Source organism: Microbacterium sp. P03 (genome assembly GCF_043556235.1).
Classification (GTDB): domain Bacteria; phylum Actinomycetota; class Actinomycetes; order Actinomycetales; family Microbacteriaceae; genus Microbacterium.
In genome coordinates, this window is record NZ_JBIGIM010000002.1 from 179944 (window position 1) to 199819 (window position 19876).

The following is a 19876-nucleotide window of genomic DNA, read 5'->3' on the forward strand; positions in this document are numbered from 1 at the left end:
TCCCGGTGTGGCCCTCTGGGGAACCACGGCATTCTCAGCCCGGGCCGCAATCATCAAGGGGACGCGCCGCATGTCTGCACCGCCGTTGCCCTCGCGAGCCGGCGGTTCCGGCCCGTCGTCCGCCGCGTCCGCCGTTGCCCGGCCGGCCGCCGGCGCTCCTCCGCGCGCGAGCGTCCTCCCGCTGGTCGTCGGAGGTGCCGCCGTCGTGGCCAGCATCGTGCTCGCCATCATCGTCGCGACCAGTGCCAGCGCGACCGTGGTGATGCTGGGGCTGCCGCTTCCCCTCGTCGCCGCCGACCACTGGTCGCTGAGCCTCCTGGGGTACCTGCTCACTCCTGTGGCCGTGATCGCCTGCTACGGCTGGGACGCCGTCGGGCAGCGCCGGGGGCGCGCGCGCAATCGCAACTTCGTCCTCCGCCCCGGATACTCGCGCGCGCTCACGGGGGCGGCCGGACTCGGGGTCCTCCTCGGCGCGTGGCACGTGCTCAACCTGAGCGTGCCGCTGTCCGAGCTGCTGGGGTGGTCGTGAGGCGGCGTCTGGGTGCGGCCCTCGCGGCCGCGGTCGCGACAGTCCTCCTCCTCGGTACCGGGGCGCCGGCCGCATTCGCGGCGACGCCCGCCGACCCCGCCGCGGTCGCGCGCGTGACGACGACGGCCGCGGCATCCGATTCGTCCCTGTCGGAATCCGGTGATGCGGCGATCGCCGACATCCGCACCTGCCTCGCCTCCCAGGACGTGTTGAACGTCTATTACCTGATCGACAACTCGCAGTCCCTGCGCGTGCAGGACGACGGTGTGACGCCGGGCTCCGACCCCGACGTCCTGCGCGCGGCGATCCTCGCCAACAGCCTCGAGCAGCTCGGCTCCCTGGGTGAGGACACCGCCGTGAACTGGGCGGCGGGCTTCTTCAGCACCGGCTTCTCGGCCGACATCGGCTGGCAGCAGTGGCAGGAGGGCAGTCCGGACCAGCTCGGCCAGGCGATCTCCTCACGCACGCCGAACGGGTACACCAACTGGATCGAGGCGCTGGACGGCGCGCAGTCGCAGCTCGCCGTGCAGCAGCGGAGCGCTCCCGGCTGCCAGGTCGTGGTCTGGCTGACCGACGGTGCGTACGACGTGGGAGACGCCCAGGCGAACGCCGACGGATTGAATGCCCTGTGCGGAGCGCGGATCGACGCCGACGGCGACGCGCCCGAAGGCTTCGGCATCTTCAACACCTTCCGGCAGTCCGGCGTCGTCGTGCTCGGCGTGCTGCTCGCCGCCGACGCGGCGGCCTCCGACAAGGGTCAGGTGATGCGCCCCCTCGTGGAGGGCGCGGGCGAGGTCGACGGGTCGGCGGTCGGCTGCGGGCAGCAGCCGATGCCCAGCAGCTACGTGCACGGCGCATTCCTCGAGGCGGACAGCCCCTCGTCTCTCGCGCAGGTCTTCCTGCAGCTGAGCGCCCAGGTCGGCGGCGGCTACCCCGCCCCGTTCGACGCCGACGGACGCTTCTGGGTCGATGCGGGCGTCAGTCGGTTCCGGGTCGTCCTCGGCGAGGGCGCCTGGACACTCACCCCGCCGGCGGACTCCGGCCTGGATCCGGCATCCGACACGGCCCCGCAGCCGTGGGCGTCCATCGACGCGCGCGACGGCTCGAGCGTGATCGATGTGTCGACGACAGATGCCGCGGCCCGCGGCCAGTGGCAGCTCACCTCGGGTGACACCCGCTCGTTGTTCCTGTTCAGCGATCTCTCCATCCGCTTCGACGAGACCGGCTCCATCGAGCTCGACGCGGACGGACAGGCCGCCGCGGTCGTCACCGGCCGGGTGGTCTCGACCTCGGCTGATCCCGCCGACCTGACGGCATTCGGTCGGGCGGAGTTCCGCGCGTCGCTGCCGGGGGAGAGCGCGGAGGCGGTCACGCTCGACGGTGCGGAACTCGACCTCGCGACGGGGTCCTTCACGATCCCGCTGCCGTCCGACATCAGCGCCTCGCAGCTGACGGTCACCGCGGCGATCGACCCCCTCGTGACGGCCGCGCATCAGCTGACCCTCGCGCCGGTGTCGGCTCAGCAGACGGTCACGACCGTCTTGCCGTCGAACTTCCCGCGCGTGGCGACCGTGCCGGTGCAGCTGGACCCGCTCGAAGGAGCCGACGGGCAGGCGCGAGGCGCGATCACGGTGGTCGGCCCCGCAGACGGCGGCGACGGCAGGGTGTGTCTGCGGGAGGACCCGTCGATCGTCAGCGATGCCGCGGACCGCGCCGGCAGCTGGGAATGGGACCTCGCCGCCGATCTGGACGGCGACGGTTGCATCGCGGTCCCGCAGGGGTCGGAGGGCGTGCGCATCTCGATCGCCGCCGCGAACCCCACCGCCGCCGACAGCACGGTCCAGGCCAGCATCCCCGTGACTTTCGTCTCGGGTGGCGGGGCCGAGCTCACCCAGGACGTCCCCGTCGTCTTCCCCTCGACCCGGCCGGTGAACGCCGCCGCGGTCGGACTGCTCGCGCTGGGGCTCCTGGTGCTCGGCATCCTCGTCCCGCTCGTGCTGCTCTGGCTGGTCAACTGGTACACGACGCGCCTGGAGCTCGAGCCCAACACGCAGCGGGCCGCGCTCGCCCTGCGGATCGGTGCGCGCGAGACGGTGTTCCCGACAGCGCCCGGGGACGCGACGTCGCTCGGCCAGCAGTTCGGCTACCAGCCCCCGAGAAGGAATGTCCGCACGATCGACGACCCCGCGTTGGGAACACTCCGCGCGCGGGTGCCGTGGTTCCCTCTGCGCGAGACCTGGTACGAGATCGTGCCGCCCCCGGGCGCAGCGGTGCTCTCCGCACGGACCGGGCGCCGGGCGGGCTCCGAGGGTGTGCGTCGCGCCGACGGCACCGTGCGCTTCCGGCAGCTGCCGCTCGACGCGTTCTCGGCGGTCGTCGTCCGCCACGACGAGCTCAGCCGCACCCGCCGAGGTGACGACGTCGACGGCACGGCGGTGTTCTTCCACCGCCCCGATCCGAGCGATCCCTCCCAGTACCGCAGCCGGCTGGCCGAGATCGAGGTCGACGGGCAGGCCCTCCACGAGCGCGCCGATCGACAGCGCGGACAGATCCAGGATGCCGCGGCTCCGCGTCGGGCGGATGCACCCGCGTCGACGTCGAGCGCGCCGGGAACCACTGTTCCCGCGCCGTCGTCTCCCGCGCCGTCGCCGTCCGCGTCCGTGCCGGCGCCGAGCGCACCGACCCGGCCGGGTTCGTCCGCGACGCCGCCGCGGCCCGCCCCGGACCAGGGGACCGGCAGCGTCCCGCCCCCGCCGCCGCGCTCGGGCACGGTACCCCCACCACCCCCGCGCCCCGGGCGCTGAACAGACTCCTCCCCTCTCCTGAACGAAAGCGAGATCCCATGCTCAGACCGTTTCTGCTCATCGGTGTCGGCGGCTCCGGCGGCAAGACCCTCCGCGGCATCAAATATCAGCTCGAGCTGAAGCTGCAGCAGGCCAACTGGCAGGGGGGCATCCCGGCCGCCTGGCAGTTCCTGCACTTCGACACCCCGACCGCCCAGGACGGCGTGGACTATGCGATCCCCTTCCTGCCGCCGCAGGAGTACCGCGGACTGGTGAGCTCGGGAGCGACGTACGACACCGTCTACCGCTCGATCGAGAGTGCGCACCACACGAACGCCAGCGTGTACGGCGACATCAAACGGCAGCTGCCCGACCCCCGCCTCGTCAAGGTCGACGTGACGAAGGGCGCCGGTCAGTACCGGGCGGTCGGACGTGCTGTCGCCCTGTCGGCGACGAAGGACATCGCCGCGGCAGCGCGTTCCGCGATCGGCCGCATGAACGATGCCGCTGCGCTCGCCGAGCTGCAGACCCTCGGTCGTCAGCTGCGCGCCCGTGACGAGGGCGGCGCGTCCAGCCCCACCGTCATCGTCATCTCGTCGGTCGCAGGAGGCTCGGGGGCGGGGCAGTTCCTGGACGTCATCGAGGTCGTCAAGTCGACCGCCAAGCAGCAACCGTGGTCGAACCAGTTCTTCAGCATCCTCTACGCACCCGACGTCTTCGACCAGTTGAACGTCACCGCCGGTATGCCCGGCAACGCGCTCGCCTCCATCGCCGAGACGATGAACGGATTCTGGACCGAGGCCCCGTCCGATTCGACCCTCGAACTGCTCAAGCATCAGGGCATCGCACCCTCGTACGGCGGCGCCATGGACCGGGTCGGTCCCGCCTACCCGTTCATCGTCGGACGCAGCAACTCGAAGGTCACCTTCGCCGACCAGAGCGAGGTCTACAACGCCGTCGCGACGAGCCTCACGGCGTGGATCACCGACGACCGGGTCCAGGACGACATCACCGCCTACGCGTCCGGCAACTGGCAGGCCCGCGTGGGGGCGAACGTCCTGCGCGACGAGTCCGGCCTGATGAGCGCCGTGCACCATTCGCCGCCCTTCTCGTCGCTCGGCTTCGGACGTGTCACGCTCGGGCGCGAGAAGTTCCTCGAGTACTCCGCGGAGCGCCTGGCGCGCTCCTCGCTGGACCGCATGCTGTACGCCCACACCGAGGACGACAAGCTCTTCACCAAGCGCACCGAGCAGGAGTGGATCGCCGTCAAGGCCGACGAGGCGTTCCAGCGGTTCATCCGCGATCTGCGCCTCAACGAAGACACCGACGACCACAACGACGTCACGACCGAGCTTCGCGCGAAGGAGAACCTGGAGCAGCTCACTCTCGAGCTCGCCCACGCCGTGCAGCAGCGCCTCAGCGACCCGAACCTGCTCGACAAGAACGGCGGGCTGGATGTCTCGACCTGGAGCACGCGACTGCTGAACGAGTACTCGATCCGCAACGGCGAGCTGCTGCGGCGCGACGAGCGTGCGCGTCAGCTGATCCTCGACGACTGGATCGACGCCGCGCCCTCCCGCATCCTGCACACGGTCGCCCGGTACGTCGCCGCGAGCGGATTGCCGGTCGTGGTCGAACTCCTCGCACGCGTCGAGCGCGTTCTGAAGGGCGTCGCCGATCAGCTCGAGGTGGAGGCCCACAATCACGACCAGTGGGTCATGCAGCTGCCCTCGCTCGTGAGTCAGGAACTGCAGCTCGCCGCGAACCAGAACTCGATCCGTCCGGATCAGGATGCTGTCGCCGGAGCCGTCGAGCGCCTCACGCAGGCCCTCGAATGGGCGTCCGAAGCGGGTCTGCGTGCGAGCGCGAGCACGCTGCTCAAGGAGCTGCGCGGAGAGTTCCTCGCGCCCCTGCGCGAGCACCTCGAAGGGTCGTTCGCCGAACTCACCCAGCGGGTCAACAGCCGCCGCACGCCCGACGATCGCGAGAACGACTTCCCGTTCTGGCCGACCCGCAACGACGACACCGTGCCGCGCAAGTACACCCCCGCGCCCAACGAGCGCCTGCTCGTCGAGCACACGCAGTACCCGCGCGAGTTCGAGAAGCTCGTGCGCAGCAGTCGCAGCGAGGCCGCGCGCTTCGACGACGCGATGATCGCCGTGATCGGCGACCTGATCGTCGGCGCCGAGCCGGGACGCGCGGGGGACGAGGCATCCGTCCGGTGGTCTCTGATCGACATCCGACGCGGCTGGAAGCCCGCCGTCACGGCCGACGCGGAAACGCGCCACCAGACGCAGTCGCCCCGGTTCACCGTCGCTGCGCAGCCGGAGGCCTACGTGGAGCGCGCGCGACTGTGGATGCGACGCGAGGGAACACCCTTCCACGCCTATGTCACCGAAGACCTGCTGAGCTTCTTCGACGAGCACGAACTCACGCCCGAGGTCTTCGGCCGCCGCCGCGACAAGTATCGCGAGCAGCTGCAGGCGGCGCTCGGCGCGAGCGAGCCGCTCGTCAAGCTCAACCCGACCCTGCTGCGTCTGGTGCACGACAAGGCCGTCAACGAGTCGACGAGTCTCGTCTTCAGCTCGATCCCTTTCAAGGAGGGCACCGAGATGTACGCGATCACGAAGAACCTCCTCGGATCGATGGGCTTCTGGGACGACGCGACCTCGCCCGCCTGGTTCCAGGACGCGCGGGTCGACGGCATCGAGGTATTCGCGATGTCGGGCTTCCCCTATCAGCCGATCGTGATGGATTCGGTGATGGAGCCGATCGCCCGCGGCTGGCTCGCGCAGTCGGGCACGCAGGACAGCCGTGAGGCGTTCTGGAAGTTCAAGAAGGCGCGGCTGCTCGGCGAGGCGATACCGGCCGATCCCGCGGTCGTCGCGACGATGCTGCGGGGTTGGTACGTCGCCAAGGCGCTCGGACAGCTGAAGGTCGAGAGCGGCCACGGCGAGAAGGGTCCCAAGCTCGGGGTGTGGAACACCCTGCGGCGCGCGTACGCCTGGTTCCCGCATCCGCTCCTGCACCCGCGCAACGCGCAACCGCATGACTTCCCCGGCGTCGTGATGCAGTCGCTGACCATTGCGCTCGCGCTGTGCAACTCCGAGGAGAGCCTCGAGCCGCTCGCGGCCTATCGGGCGCTCAGTGCGCTCGGCGGCGATCGGGGGTCGATGTCCGACATCCTCACGGACTGGGTGCAGTCCGGAACGCTGCCGGAGGGCTCGCCCGAGCCCGACCCCGCGCGGGCCGGAAGTGCGGGAGACGAACTGGCCGACCGCCAGACCGCCCTGCGCGACTGGTTCACGAGCGAGCGCGCCGCGTTCGTCGAGAAGGTCGTCGAGCACGACCACTCCGAGTCGGTCTACGCCTACCCGGTGAGCTGGGAGATCCGCGAGCAGCTGCTGCGCGCACTCGACGACCTGACCTCGGCGGTGCTGGGCACGAGGGCTGCGGACACGGGGATCTGACGTGTCGGACAGGTTCTGGCCCGACTCGAAGGCGAGCATCATCCTGCTGCCCAGCGGCGAGCAGGGGGAGGCGCTGCTGGCGCTCGCCGGCGAGTGGACCAAGATGGGCCTGCTCAGCCACGCGCTCTGGGTGAAGCCCGAACGCGTCGGCTCGGCCGATGCCGGCCCTCCGCGCATCGAGGCGGTGGTCCTCGGAGTCGGTCGCGACCTCGAGATCAGCCGGGTCGACGTCGACCTGTTCGAAGCCCTCGCCCGCGAGCCGCTGACGGTCGTCCGCTTGGTCAAACTGCGTTCGGCGGTGCCCTCGCGCGAGCAGGACCTCGCGCAGGACCTCGTCGCGGAACGTGTCCGCGACGCGGTGCGCAAGTCCATGCCGATGCCCAGCCCGCACGCGACACTCCGCGAGCAGCCCGTGCAGCTGAAGCATGCCGTGCTCATCTGCGCACCCACGGAGTTCGCTCTCGGCGAGCGGGTGGACTGGGCGTCCGGGGAGTACGGTGCGGTCATCGTCGCGGCCCCGGAAGATCGTTCGAGCCCCTGGTCGGGCGATGCCTTCGTCCGCGAGAACGAGCGGTTCGTCGGGTTCACCCTGATGCATCTGGCCAGCGTCGCGGGCCTCTGGAACGGCGTGAGTCAGGGCAGCTTCGAGCTGTTCGACCGCGAGGAGTCGGGACACCAGGCGATCTGGATCTCCCGCGTCTTCGTCAACGCGGTCCTCACCGAGTCCCTCGGGCGACTCACCGCCGCCCATGTGCTCGACGAGGCCATCCGTCCGGAGTCGCTGCTCGTCGATCCCAGCATCAGCCCGCCGCCCGAGGGCACGACGTTCATCCAGGACGCGCTCGTCAGCGGCTACGTCGACGAGATGGTGCGCGGCGCGATGACGGTCGATGACGGCGCTCTGGCCTTCCGCGAGCCGCCGATGTCGCCTGAGCCGCCCAAGCGGCGCACCGGCATCTGGCGGCAGATCGGGCGGTTCTTCGTGTTCTCGGGCGACAAGCTCGTGCGCATGCCCTATTGGAGCTGGCGCTGGTTGACCTCCCGCACGGCTCGTCAGCTCACGCGCGCGCTGCACACCGATGAAGGCGCTGAGGTGGTCGGCACGGACCTCGACGAGATCTTCGACGCACGCGACCTCGGTGTGCTTTCGGACGCCGGACGCCTGAAGGAGGACGAACGCAACGCGCGAGCCTTGGCGCACGCCCCTGCCAGCCTCGCGCACGTGCGGACGACGCCGCGGCTGTGGGCACGCCTGCGCGAACTCGTTTTCGGAACGCTCGACGGCAGCGCGGATCTGTCCGACCTCGGATTCGCGCCCATCGAAGACAAGACCCCGATCTTCGGCCGGGTGTCCGACGTGCTCGCCCTGCCCGGCGAGCCGTGGGCTCCGCCGCGGGAGCTGCTGCCCGAGGTGTTCCCCGACAGCGTGGACTGGTACGCCCTCGCGCTCGCCGACCCTCGCGAGAAGCTCGAGGAGTGGGTGACGGATGCTGCGACCCGGCGGGATGCCACGCAGCAGGCGGTAGCCGGCCTGTCCGATCAGATCGCGCTGCTGCAGCGGCGCGTGTCGGTGACGTCACCGGTTCCGTGGGGGAGTCAGGCACCGGACCAGGACGGGATCGCCGAGCCGCCCCCGGCGCCCCCCACCCAGCCGCTTCCCCCGCCGTCGCCGCAGGCACAGGCGGATCCGCCGCAGCGGCCGGTCGATCCCACGCCCGCCACGGCGGCATGGGCGGCGTCTTCGAACGGGTCGATCACGCAGCCGGCGACCATGACCGCGGATCCGGCATCCGTCCCCCTTCCCCCGCCGTCGGCCGACACCCTGTCGCCGGGCGACCAGGCCCCACCGGCAGCAGCCGTCGCCGAGGCGGTCGACCGGGCCGGCCCACCGGAGCAGGCCGCCGAGGAGCCCGCGCTGCGTTCGCGGGAGCGGCCGCGCACGCCGCCGCCGCCGATGCCGGCCGGCCGCCGGTCGTTCACCGAACTCATCTCGGAGGACGCCGCCCACCTCGCCGCCGCGCACGCGGAGCGCGAAGAGGCGCGCGCGGCGTTCGTGCGGGCCGACACCGAACAGGTCGCGCGCGGTCAGCTCCTCGAAGACTTCGACCGATGGGCGGCCTCTCAGGACCGCTCGTTCGTCTGGCGACTCCTCACCCGCCTGGCGGAGGAGAGGCGCTCGGCCGAGCGCCTGTCGAAGCGTCTCTCGGACGAGATCGATGCCATGCAGATCCCCGTACCGGGCGATCTCTTGCGGCTCCGCCGGCGCTTCCACCGGATGATGCTCGTGGGGTGGCTGATCGTCCTCGGCATCGGAGCGCTGCTGTGGCTGGGTTTCGCCGCCGTGGGACGCCAGGCCGAACGTGTGGCAGCCTTCGATCCCACCGGCTGGTACACCGCGCTGCGGATCGTCCTGCTGCTCCTCGTCCTGGCCGCGGTGCTGCTCACCTTCATCGCCCTCATCCGCTACCACGCGGGCTGGTCGCGTTTCCAGCGCAGGGTCGACGTGCAGCGGGCGAGGCTCGCCGAGCTGGGCGTGACCTCCCGACAGGCGAGGCAGGAGGCCACCCGCCTCGCCTCGCTGCATCGACAGGCGGTCGACTGGATGGTGCTGCTGTCGCGCGCGATCCATCGGCCCTGGCACGTGCCCGCCTCGTGGCTCGAGCGTCAGCCGTACGACATGGAGCGGCGGACCATGCCGTTCGCCCTGCAGATCGCCACGGTGCGCGACGACGACCATGCCGCGACAGCGCGGCTGCGTGGCGTGATGACCGACCAGCTGGTCGTCAAGGGCTGGCGGCACGCCGCGTTCGCGTCGCTCGTACGCGAGGTCGGTCTGGAACGCGGAGCCCAGGCCGGCGCCTTCGGTCTGGAGGCGCTCGACGAGGATCTGCCGCACTCCTCCAACCACACGCGCAAGATGCTGTTGGCGGCTCTCGACGACACCGCAGTGCTCACCCGTGTGGCGGGCCCGCGGCTCGAGGCGCTCGTGGGCACCGCGCAGCGCAGCGACCTGCACGGCGGTCGCCCGCGCGTCGTGCCCGTCGGCGACAACCCGCTGCGCTCGCTCCTCCGGGCGAGCGATCCGTTCGACCGGAGCGGCGACGACATCGGCTGGGACGAGTACCTCCTGGGCACGCTCGGCCGGCGGCGCGACCCCGTCACGCCGCTGAGCGCGACGGTCCTGGCTGACGTCGACCTCGCCGAGCGGCACCACGAGCGGGTGCGCAGCTATCTCGTGCTGCCGCAGCGCTTGGCCTCGACCCTCGAGTTCCGCCCGGGCGCGGAGGTCGACGTCGTCACCTTCCCCGAAAGCGGCACATCGCCGATCGACCTCTCATGGCGGGTCGACATCGCGGGACCCGTCCCGCAGTCGGCGCTGCGCCTGATGAGCGTGCGCGGCGACGCCGGGACGGCGTCGGCAGCCGACGGCGGGTCCCCGGAGGCGGATACCGGGGTGTGACTCGTCGAGGGCTCCGGACTAGAGCGAGCCGGTGACTCCCACGCCGAGATCGGCCTCGTAGTCGACGTCCTTCGTCTCGGGGGCGAGGAAGACGGCGATCAGCGTGAGGACGCCCGAGCCGGCGAGGTACAGGCCGACCAGCCAGGGGTCGCCGCCGGCCGCAGCCCAGAGGGCGAGCGCGATCAGCGGAGCGAGAGCAGCACCGAGGATCGACGAGACGTTGTACGACACCGCCGAGCCGGTGTAGCGCACGTTCGTCGGGAACAGCTCGGGCAGCACCGCGCCCATGGGCCCGAAGGTCGTGCCCATCAGGGCGAAGCCGAAGATCAGGAACGCCTGGACGAGCGCGCCGGTGAATTTCGGGTCCGCCTGGGGGAGCAGGAACAGGTCGAACGCGAGACCGAACACGATGATGCCGATCGTCACGCCGATGAGCAGCTTCTTGCGGCCGATCGCGTCGGCGATGGGGCCGGACAGGAGGGTGAAGATGCCGAAGAAGACGACGCCGATGATCTGCATGAGCACGAAGTCGGTGTAGGCGAAACCGAGTCCGGGGTAGAACTGCGCCGCGAAGGCCGTGGCGTCGAACGGCTTGCCGGCGGCTTCGGCAGCAGCCTGGGCGGCCGCCGAGGCGGTGCCGAGGTCTGCCGCCTTCGTGCCGTACGACAGGGTGAAGCTCGTCATCAGGTAGAAAAGCACATACGTCGCGAGCATGATGAACGTGCCGAGGATGAGGTGCCACCAGTGGTGGCGGAAGACCGTGCCGACCGGGAACTTGCGGATGGCGCCGGTCTTCTCGGCCTTCGTGAAGGTCTCGGACTCGACGAGCTTCAGCCGGACCCAGAGCCCGATGATCACCATGACCGCCGAGAACAGGAACGGCACGCGCCAGCCCCACGCCAGGAACGCCTCGGACCGCTGGCCGGTGCCATCGGGGTGGGGCAGGGCGAAGTTGATCGTGAGGAACACCGCGTTGGCGATGATGAACCCGATCGGTGCTCCGAGCTGCGGGAACGTGCCGTACCACGCGCGCTTCCCCGCCGGCGCGTTCTCGGTGGCCACGAGCGCCGCACCCGACCATTCGCCGCCCAGCGCGAAGCCCTGCGCGAGACGCAGGACGAGCAGGAGGAATGCCGCCACCCAGCCGATCTGCTGGAAGGTGGGCAGGCAGCCGATCAGCACCGTCGCGATGCCCATCGTCAGCAGCGAGGCCACGAGCGTCGCCTTGCGGCCGAACTTGTCGCCGAAATGCCCGAAGACGAGCGCACCGATCGGACGGGCGACCATCGCCGCGCCGAACACGGCGAACGACGCGAGGAGCGAGGTGGTCTCGTTGCCGGTCGGGAAGAACAGGATCGGGAACACGAGCACCGCGGCGGTCGCGTACGCGTAGAAGTCGTAGAACTCGATCGTGGTGCCCACGAGACTCGCGGTGATCACGCGTGAGCGCGGATTCAGCGGTGCCGAGGCGGTGGGCGGGGAAACAGGGGAAGACATAAGCGACGAGTCTACCCAGGGTTCTCCCAGGTTGGCGCGCGGCGTCAGTCGCGCAGCTGACGCAGGACGAGAGCAGTCCGGATCGCGGCGTCCGCGGCCTCGGCACCCTTGTCCTCCTTCGAGCCGGCGAGACCGGCGCGATCGAGGCCCTGCTGCTCGTCATCGAGGGTGAGCAGTCCGAAGCCCACCGGCTTGCCCGTGTCGAGCGCCACGCGCGTGAGACCGTCGGTCGCGGCCGACGAGACGTACTCGAAGTGCGGAGTGCCGCCGCGGATGATCACGCCCAGGGCGACGACGGCGTCGGCGCCGGCATCCAGGGCCGCCTTCGCCACCACCGGCAGCTCGAACGACCCGGGAACGCGCACCAGCTGCCACGTCGCGCCGGAGGCATCGAGCGTGCGCTCGGCGCCCGCGATGAGACCCTCGCTGATCGCGTCGTGCCACGTCCCCGCGACGACGACGATCCGAAGTCCCGTGGCGTCCGTTCCCCCGGTCAGGGGCGCTCCTCTGCCGCTCATGCGCCTGCTCCTTCGTGCATCTGCGAGAGCGCGTCGGCGAGATCGGCATCGGCGATGACGTGCCCCATCCGGTCGCGCTTCGTCTCGAGATACTGGTGGTTGTTGGGACCGACGCCGACCAGCAGCGGCACCTGCTCGACGACGTCGAGGCCGAGCTCACGCAGCTGGTTCACCTTGTCGGTGTTGTTCGTCAGCAGCCGGACGCGCTCGATACCCAGATCCGCGAGGATGCCGGCTGCCGCGGCGTAGTCGCGGGCGTCGGCGGGAAGGCCCAGGGCGAGGTTCGCGTCGACGGTGTCGAGTCCGCGCTCCTGCAGACTGTAGGCCCGCAGCTTGTTGATGAGGCCGATGCCGCGACCCTCGTGGCCGCGCATGTAGATCACGACGCCCCCCTGTTCGTCGATGGCGTCGAGCGCGGCGTTGAGCTGCGGACCGCACTCGCACTTGAGCGAGCCGAAGGCCTCACCGGTGAGGCACTCCGAGTGAACGCGGACGAGCGGCGCGTCGTCGGTCAGCTCGCCCGAGACGACGGCCATGTGGTCGGTGCCCGTGACGCGGTCCTTGTAGGCGAGGAAGCGGAAGTCGCCGTGGGAGGTCGGCACATGCGCCTCGGCGCGCAAGCTCACGCGCCGGCGGTGCGGACCGGGCACGGCGCTGTCGCGCGGGTCGACCTCGTCGAGGTGGGCGATCAACTGTTCGATCGTGATGACGTGCACGCCGTCGCGCGCGCCGAGGTCGATCAGGCCGGGCAGGCGCATCATGCTGCCGTCCTCGGCGACGATCTCGGCGATGGCGCCCACCGGCTTGAGACCCGCGAGCTTCATGAGGTCGACGGCCGCCTCGGTGTGGCCCCCTCGTTCGCGCACGCCGCCGTCGACGGCGCGGAGCGGAAGGACGTGGCCGGGGCGGATGAGGCTCGACGGCGTGGACTCGGGGTCGGCGAGCACGTTCAGCGTGTGCGCGCGATCCGACGCGCTGATGCCCGTCGTCACCCGCGTGGCGGCGTCGACGCTCACGGTGTAGGCGGTGCCGCGCGCGTCCTCGTTCACCGCGACCATCGGCGGTAGGTCGAGACGGTCCGCCCAGTCGGCGGGCATGGGGGCGCAGATGAAGCCGCTCGACCAGCGGACGGTCCAGGCGATCCACTCGGGGGTGGCGAGCTCGGCCGAGATGATGACGTCGCCCTCGTTCTCGCGGTTCTCGTCGTCGGCGACGATGATCGGCCTGCCGGCGCGCAGCGCGTCCAGCGCCTGGGGGATGGTGGAAAGGCTCATCGGGAGCCTCCTTCTGTCGGGGCGCCGAGCGCCGAGGGGGTGAATGCGAGGAGGCGCCGCACGTGGCGGGCCAAAATGTCGGTCTCGAGGTTGACGCGGTCACCGGGGCGCCGCGCGCCGAGCGTCGTGGCGGCGAGCGTCTCGGGGATGAGGGACACCTCGAGCCATTGGGGTTCTGCGGACGGGTCGCTGACCGCGCTCACGGTGAGCGAGACCCCGTCGATCGCGATCGAGCCCTTGTCGACGACGAGGGGGGCGAGATCGGCGGGCACCGAGAAGCGCAGGACGCGCCACTGGTCGCCCGGGCGCACCTCGAGCACCTCCCCGGTGCCGTCGATGTGGCCCTGCACGATGTGTCCGCCGAGTCGTCCGTGGGCCGCCGTCGCGCGCTCGAGGTTGACGGGACGACCGACGTCGACGCCCGTGAGGGTCGACATGTCGAGCGTCTGACGCATCACGTCGGCGGTGAACCAGTCGTCCCCGCGGTCGACGACCGTCAGGCACACGCCGCTCACCGAGATCGAGTCGCCGTGCGCGGCATCCGCCACGGCGATCGGCGCGTGCACGGTGACACGCACCCCGTCTCCGGACTCCTCCACAGCGGTGACGGCGCCGACCTCTTCGACGATTCCGGTGAACATCAGCTTTCTCCTTCAGAAGGGCGTGCCACGACCAGCAGGTCGTCGCCGAGTCGGTCGATGGATGCCACACTCAGTCGCCGCGCGTCGGTGATCGTGTCGACGCCGATGTCGGCGAGCGCGAGATTGCGTCCGCCGATCAGGGCAGGCGCGATGTAGACGACCACCTCGTCCACGAGTCCCGCCCGGAGGAACGCGCTCGCCAGCGTGGGGCCGCCCTCGACGAACACGGTCTGGATCCCGCGATCGCGCAGATCCGACAGCACGTTCGGAAGGCTGTGCGTGTCGTAGAACAGGGGTGCTCTGGGGTGACGGCGCACGGCGGCATCCGCCGGTGTGGGCGTCCGCCCGATCACCACCGGCTGCGGCTGCGACGCCACGAGCGTGCCGTCGTCCGCGCGCGCGGTGAGAGAGGCGTCGTCCGCGAGGATCGTGCCGATCCCGGCGACGATCGCGTCGGCGGCCGCCCGACGCCGGTGCACATCGGCCCGTGCGGCGGGTCCGGTGATCCACTGGCTGGTCCCGTCGTCCGCCGCGGCACGACCGTCGAGGCTCTGCGCCCATTTCACGGTCACGTGCGGCCGGCGTAGTTCCGCCGTCCGCAGCCAGGACGCGAGCAGCTGCTCGCCCTCGGCGCGGCGGAACCCCTGCTCGATGTCGACACCCGCGGCGGCGAGACGCTCCGCGCCTCCGCCCGCCTCGGGGCTGGGGTCGTCCACGGCGAAGATCACGCGGCTGATCCCGGCGGCGAGGAGGGCTTCCGAGCAGGGCCCCGTGCGTCCCTGGTGGTTGCAGGGCTCGAGGGTGACGACCGCGGTGAGACCCCTGCCGCCCTCCGGGCCGAGGTGGGACAGGGCATCGACCTCCGCGTGCGCGGTACCGGCTCCGCGGTGCCAGCCCTCGGCCACGACCGTGCCGTCGGGGGCGAGGAGGACGGCTCCCACCTGGGGGTTCACGCCGCGCGGGCCGTTGAGCGCCAGCGCGAACGCACGCGTCATCGCGGAGTCCTCCGCGGCGCTGATGCCCATGCCATTCCCCGTTCCGGATCGGATCTCCGGGGATGGCTCACGCCGACGGCTCGTCACCGTCCGTGCGCCTCTCATCCGGACTGACGAGGGAGACCCTCGCATCACCGTCGGTTCCGGAATTCCACCGGATCGGCCGAGACCGCACCCTTCCGGATGCTTCTGCCTCGGTTCGCGGACTGTCACCGCCGGTTCGGATTCTCACCGACCCCGGAGCACTCTGTACTGCTCTGGAGTCTACTCAACGCCCCGCGCGGGATTTCATTCCATGACGGCTGGCAACTCCCCGCGAAGGCCCTCGCAGGCGCCCTTCCGCCCCTCCCCGCCGTTTAGCCTGGAGGGGGGAAAGGGGCGCGCATGTCACCGTCACCACGCCACACCACGTTCGACGATCTGGTCGCGCGACCGTGGGCCGATGTGCTCATCGTCGGCGGCGGCATCAACGGGCTCGCTGCGTTCCGAGACCTCGCTCTGCAGGGGGTCGACGTCATGCTCGTCGAGCGGTCGGACTTCGTCAGCGGCGCATCCGCGGCGTCGTCGCACATGATCCACGGCGGCGTGCGGTACCTCGAGAACGGCGAGTTCCGGCTGGTTCACGAGGCCGTCACCGAACGCAACGGGCTGCTCCGGGTCGCGCCGCACTACGTCCGCCCGCTGCAGACGACGATTCCGATCTTCTCGACCTTCTCCGGGGTGCTGAGCGCGCCCCTGCGATTCCTCCGTCACGGCTCGAAGGGTCACCGCGAGCGCGGTGCGGCGCTCATCAAGATCGGGCTCGTGATCTACGACTCCTTCTCGCGCGGCGGCGGCCGCGTTCCCCGGCACGCGTTCCACGGACGCCGGCGATCGCTGGCCGCCCTCCCGCAGCTGAATCCCGCCATCAAGTACACGGCGACCTACTGGGATGCCTCGCTGCATGATCCGGAGCGGCTCGCGCTCGACGTCCTCCGCGACGGCCGGGCTGCGGGAGGCGACCGCGCGCGCGCGGCGAACTACACCGGGGCGGTGGATGTCAGGGACGGCCGGGTCGTGGTGCAGAGCACCGTGACGGGGGAAGAAGTGGCGGTCGCGGCATCCGTCGTCATCAACGCGTCCGGACCGTGGACCGACCTGACGAACGATGCGCTCGAAGATCCCACCGCGCTCATGGGGGGTACGAAGGGCTCGCACATCGTCCTCGATCACCCCGAACTGCTGGCTGCGACCGGCGGGCGCGAGCTCTTCTTCGAGCACAAGGACGGCCGTATCGTGCTCATCTACCCGCTCAAGGGTCGGGTGCTGGTGGGCACGACCGACCTCGAGCACGACATGTCCGATCCGATCGTCTGCACCGAGGCCGAGGTCGACTACTTCCTCGAACTCGTCGCGCACGTGCTGCCGTCGATCGAGGTCGATCGTTCGCAGATTGTCTACCGCTTCTCGGGGGTGCGCCCACTGCCCGGCCATGGCGACATCGCGGCCGGGTTCGTGTCGCGCGACTATCGCATCGAGACGGCGAAGCTGCGAGGCGGGGGAGTGACGGATGCCACGGTCCTCAGTCTCGTCGGCGGGAAATGGACCACGTTCCGCGCCTCCGCCGAACACCTGGCCGACCGCGCGCTCGAGCTCCTCGCCCGACCCCGGCTGCGCTCGACGAAGGGTCTCGCGATCGGCGGCGGCAAGGGATTCCCCGCCACCGAGCGCACCCGCCGGCAGTGGCTGGAGTCTCACCGGGGCACGCTGCCGCTCGATCGCGCCGCGATGCTCCTCGACCGCTACGGCACGGTTGCCGCCGAGGTCATCACGGCGATCCTGCAAGACCCCGACGACCGATTGCTCGCGGCCGCACCTGCCTACAGCTCGGGCGAGCTGCGGCACCTCGCGCGGACGGAGAGCGTCGTGCACCTCGACGACGTCCTGATGCGACGGACGAGCCTCGCGTTCCTCGGCGAGGCGACGGAATCGGCCGCGCGCGAGATCGCCGGAGTGCTGGCACCGGTTCTCGGCTGGGATGCCTCCGGCATCGACGGAGAGGTGCAGCGCGGCCTCGATCGCGTCCACGCCGCGGATCCGGCATGGATCTCGGGGGCCCGGTCCGCGTCATCGTCGGACGTGCGGCCGGTGTCGTCGTACGGAGAGTCGAGCAGCGGCCGTTAGCCTGGAGCCGCGCCCGCCCCGTGCACGGGTGCGCGCAGAAGGAGGCATCGTGGCCGACCATGTTCTGGCGCTCGACCAGGGGACGACATCGACGAGGGCGATCGTCTTCGACTCCTCCGGATCCATCGTTAGCGTCGCGCAGCGTGAGCACGAGCAGATCTTCCCGCGTGCCGGCTGGGTCGAGCACGACCCCATCGAGATCTGGACGAACACGCAGTGGGTCATCTCGACCGCTCTGAAGGACGCCGCGCTGCGCGCCGGGGACATCGCCGGCCTCGGTATCACCAACCAGCGCGAGACGGTCATCGTGTGGGATCGCCGCACCGGCAAACCGGTCGGCAACGCCATCGTGTGGCAGGACACCCGCACGCAGCCGATGATCGACCGGCTGGCCGCAGACGGCGGCACCGACCGCTTCGCCGCGCAGACGGGGCTGCCGCTCGCAACCTACTTCTCCGCGTCGAAGATCGCGTGGATCCTCGATCACGTCCCCGGCGCGCGCGCCGACGCGGAGGCCGGACACCTTCTCTTCGGCACCCCCGACAGCTGGGTCATCTGGAATCTGACGGGCGACACGCGGCAGGGCATCCATGTCACGGACGTGACCAACGCCAGCCGCACCCTGCTGATGGACCTCGCCACCCTCGACTGGAACGACGAACTCCTCGAGACCTTCGGCGTCCCCCGCTCGATGATGCCCGAGATCGTCTCGTCCTCGGGAGTGGTCACCGAGGTGCGCGAGCCCGCCGCAGCGCGGGGCATCCCGATCGCGGGCATCCTCGGAGACCAGCAGGCGGCCATGTTCGGTCAGGCCGCGTTCGACGTGGGCGAATCGAAGAACACCTACGGCACCGGCAACTTCCTCCTCGTGAACACGGGCACCGAGATCGTGCGCTCGACGAACGGACTCGTGACGACGGTCGCGTACCGGTGCGGGGACGAGCCGGCACGGTACGCGCTGGAGGGGTCGATCGCCGTGACCGGGTCGTTGGTGCAGTGGCTGCGCGACAACCTGGGCATCATCTCGTCCTCGCCCGAGGTGGAGCGCCTCGCCTCGACCGTGGCCGACAGCGGCGGCGCCTACTTCGTCCCCGCCTTCTCCGGCCTGTTCGCCCCGTACTGGCGCCCCGACGCGCGCGGAGCCCTGGTCGGTCTGACCCGCTACGTGAACAAGGCCCACATCGCCCGCGCGGCGCTGGAGGCTGCGGCGTTCCAATCGCGAGATGTGATCGATGCCGCCCTCATGGACACGGAGAAGGATCTGTTCGAGCTGCGGGTCGACGGCGGCGGGTCGCGCGATGCGCTCATGATGCAGTTCCAGGCGGACATCCTCGGCATCCCGGTCGTCCGCCCCGAGGTGATCGAGACCACCGCGCTCGGCGCCGCGTACGCGGCCGGGCTCGCGACCGGTGTCTGGAACGACCGAGACCACCTGCGGGCGCAATGGCGGGAGGGCGCGCGTTTCGAACCCTCGATGGACCCGGCCGAGCGGGAGCGCCGCGTGCGCATGTGGCGCAAGGCCGTGACGAAGTCGCTCGACTGGGTCGACGAAGACGCTCACATCCTGGCGGGCACGAACGACGTCTGATCCGCCGCCTGGCCGTGAAGCGGTGAGCGCAGCGACGAGACGAAGAGCGTCTACTTCAGAAGCCTGCTCAACCGGCGATCGGCGAGGGGCTTGCCACCCGTCTGGCACGTCGCGCAGTACTCCAGGCTGTTGTCAGCGAAGAAGACGCTGCGCACGGTGTCGCCGCAGACGGGGCAGATCTCCCCTCGACGTCCGTGCACCTGCATGCCGCGGCGTTTCGCGTCTTTCAGGTCGGCGGGCGGCTTGCCGGATGCCTCGGCCACAGCATCCGTCAGCGTCGTCGTCATCGCGGCGAAGAGCCGGTCGATCTCGGGGTCCGTGAGCTTGGCGGCCAGAGCGTACGGCGATGTCTTGGCGGCGTGCAGGATCTCGTCCGAGTACGCGTTCCCGACCCCGGCGATGATGGACTGGTCGCGGAGCACGCCCTTGATCTGCGTCCGCCGCCCCTCCAGGAGCGCCGCCAGCGTGTCACGGGTGAAGGTGGGATCGAGCGGGTCGGGGCCGAGCCGGGCGATGCCGGGAACGTCGGCGGGGTCACGGACGACGTAGACCGCGAGCGACTTCTTGGTCCCGGCCTCGGTGAGGTCGAAGCCCGAGCCGTCGCTGAGGGCCACCCGCAGGGCGATCGGCGTCTTGCCGGGGCGGATGACCGTGGCGGGGAGGGTGTCGTACCAGCGCAGCCATCCGGCCTTCGCCAGGTGGAACACGAGGTGGGGTGCCGCGTCGTCGCCGTCGTGGGTCGTGGCCAGGTCGATGAATTTGCCGTGCCGCTCGGCACCCGCGACGGCGGTGCCGACCAGGGCGGTGACCGGCGGGTCGTAGGTCTTCAGTGCGGCGATGTTCGCGACCGAGACGCGCGTGATCTCGAGGCCGGTCACGCGTCCGCGGAGGAAGTCGACGAGTCCCTGCACCTCGGGCATCTCGGGCATGCGCCCATCCTGCCACGCGGGTGGGTTGC

General features: G+C 70.6%; 12 protein-coding genes. 6 read left to right on the forward strand and 6 right to left on the reverse strand.

The window, feature by feature from the left end; genetic code table 11:
• Window positions 1–70: 70 nt before the first annotated feature.
• The 4 genes from ACFXOO_RS08045 to ACFXOO_RS08060 are packed head-to-tail and all read left to right on the forward strand — an operon-like array spanning window position 71 to window position 10242.
• Window positions 71–529 carry a hypothetical protein gene (locus ACFXOO_RS08045; RefSeq protein ID WP_394563288.1) on the forward strand — a complete coding sequence of 153 codons (459 nt, stop codon included), beginning with the start codon at window positions 71–73 and terminating at the stop codon, window positions 527–529.
• Window positions 526–3333, forward strand: coding sequence for a hypothetical protein (locus ACFXOO_RS08050; RefSeq protein WP_394563289.1), 2808 nt, complete (start codon window positions 526–528; stop codon window positions 3331–3333). The genes ACFXOO_RS08045 and ACFXOO_RS08050 overlap by 4 nt, the downstream gene beginning before the upstream one ends.
• Before the next feature lie 38 nt (window positions 3334–3371).
• Complete coding sequence (locus ACFXOO_RS08055) at window positions 3372–6782, forward strand: tubulin-like doman-containing protein (RefSeq protein ID WP_394563290.1); 3411 nt, start codon at window positions 3372–3374, stop codon at window positions 6780–6782.
• A 1-nt stretch (window position 6783) separates the two neighbouring features.
• Window positions 6784–10242 carry a hypothetical protein gene (locus ACFXOO_RS08060; RefSeq protein ID WP_394563291.1) on the forward strand — a complete coding sequence of 1153 codons (3459 nt, stop codon included), beginning with the start codon at window positions 6784–6786 and terminating at the stop codon, window positions 10240–10242.
• Between the two features lie 18 nt (window positions 10243–10260).
• Here ACFXOO_RS08060 and ACFXOO_RS08065 read toward each other — a convergent pair whose 3' ends face one another.
• From ACFXOO_RS08065 to ribD, 5 genes are read right to left on the reverse strand one after another with little or no spacing between them, the layout of a single operon-like run.
• Entirely contained in the window at window positions 10261–11739 is a 1479-nt protein-coding gene (locus ACFXOO_RS08065; protein WP_394563292.1) for an MFS transporter, read from the reverse strand.
• Between the two features lie 44 nt (window positions 11740–11783).
• Window positions 11784–12257: a 6,7-dimethyl-8-ribityllumazine synthase gene (gene ribH / locus ACFXOO_RS08070; RefSeq protein WP_378841178.1), complete on the reverse strand. Its 474-nt coding sequence runs from the start codon at window positions 12255–12257 to the stop codon at window positions 11784–11786.
• Complete coding sequence (gene ribA, locus ACFXOO_RS08075) at window positions 12254–13531, reverse strand: GTP cyclohydrolase II (protein WP_378853550.1); 1278 nt, start codon at window positions 13529–13531, stop codon at window positions 12254–12256. The genes ribH and ribA overlap by 4 nt, the downstream gene beginning before the upstream one ends.
• Window positions 13528–14172: a riboflavin synthase gene (locus tag ACFXOO_RS08080; RefSeq protein ID WP_378841172.1), complete on the reverse strand. Its 645-nt coding sequence runs from the start codon at window positions 14170–14172 to the stop codon at window positions 13528–13530. The genes ribA and ACFXOO_RS08080 overlap by 4 nt, the downstream gene beginning before the upstream one ends.
• A complete protein-coding gene (gene ribD, locus ACFXOO_RS08085) occupies window positions 14172–15197 on the reverse strand; it encodes a bifunctional diaminohydroxyphosphoribosylaminopyrimidine deaminase/5-amino-6-(5-phosphoribosylamino)uracil reductase RibD (RefSeq protein ID WP_394563293.1) in 1026 nt (341 codons plus the stop codon). The genes ACFXOO_RS08080 and ribD overlap by 1 nt, the downstream gene beginning before the upstream one ends.
• 354 nt (window positions 15198–15551) lie before the next feature.
• Between ribD and ACFXOO_RS08090 the strand changes: the two genes are divergently transcribed.
• Both ACFXOO_RS08090 and glpK read left to right on the forward strand, forming a co-directional pair.
• Complete coding sequence (locus tag ACFXOO_RS08090) at window positions 15552–17330, forward strand: FAD-dependent oxidoreductase (RefSeq protein ID WP_394563294.1); 1779 nt, start codon at window positions 15552–15554, stop codon at window positions 17328–17330.
• A gap of 49 nt (window positions 17331–17379) precedes the next feature.
• Window positions 17380–18918: a glycerol kinase GlpK gene (gene glpK, locus ACFXOO_RS08095; protein ID WP_378853556.1), complete on the forward strand. Its 1539-nt coding sequence runs from the start codon at window positions 17380–17382 to the stop codon at window positions 18916–18918.
• A gap of 50 nt (window positions 18919–18968) precedes the next feature.
• On the opposite strand, the gene ACFXOO_RS08100 is transcribed toward glpK, so the two are convergent.
• Window positions 18969–19847: an Fpg/Nei family DNA glycosylase gene (locus tag ACFXOO_RS08100; protein ID WP_394563295.1), complete on the reverse strand. Its 879-nt coding sequence runs from the start codon at window positions 19845–19847 to the stop codon at window positions 18969–18971.
• Window positions 19848–19876 lie beyond the last annotated feature (29 nt).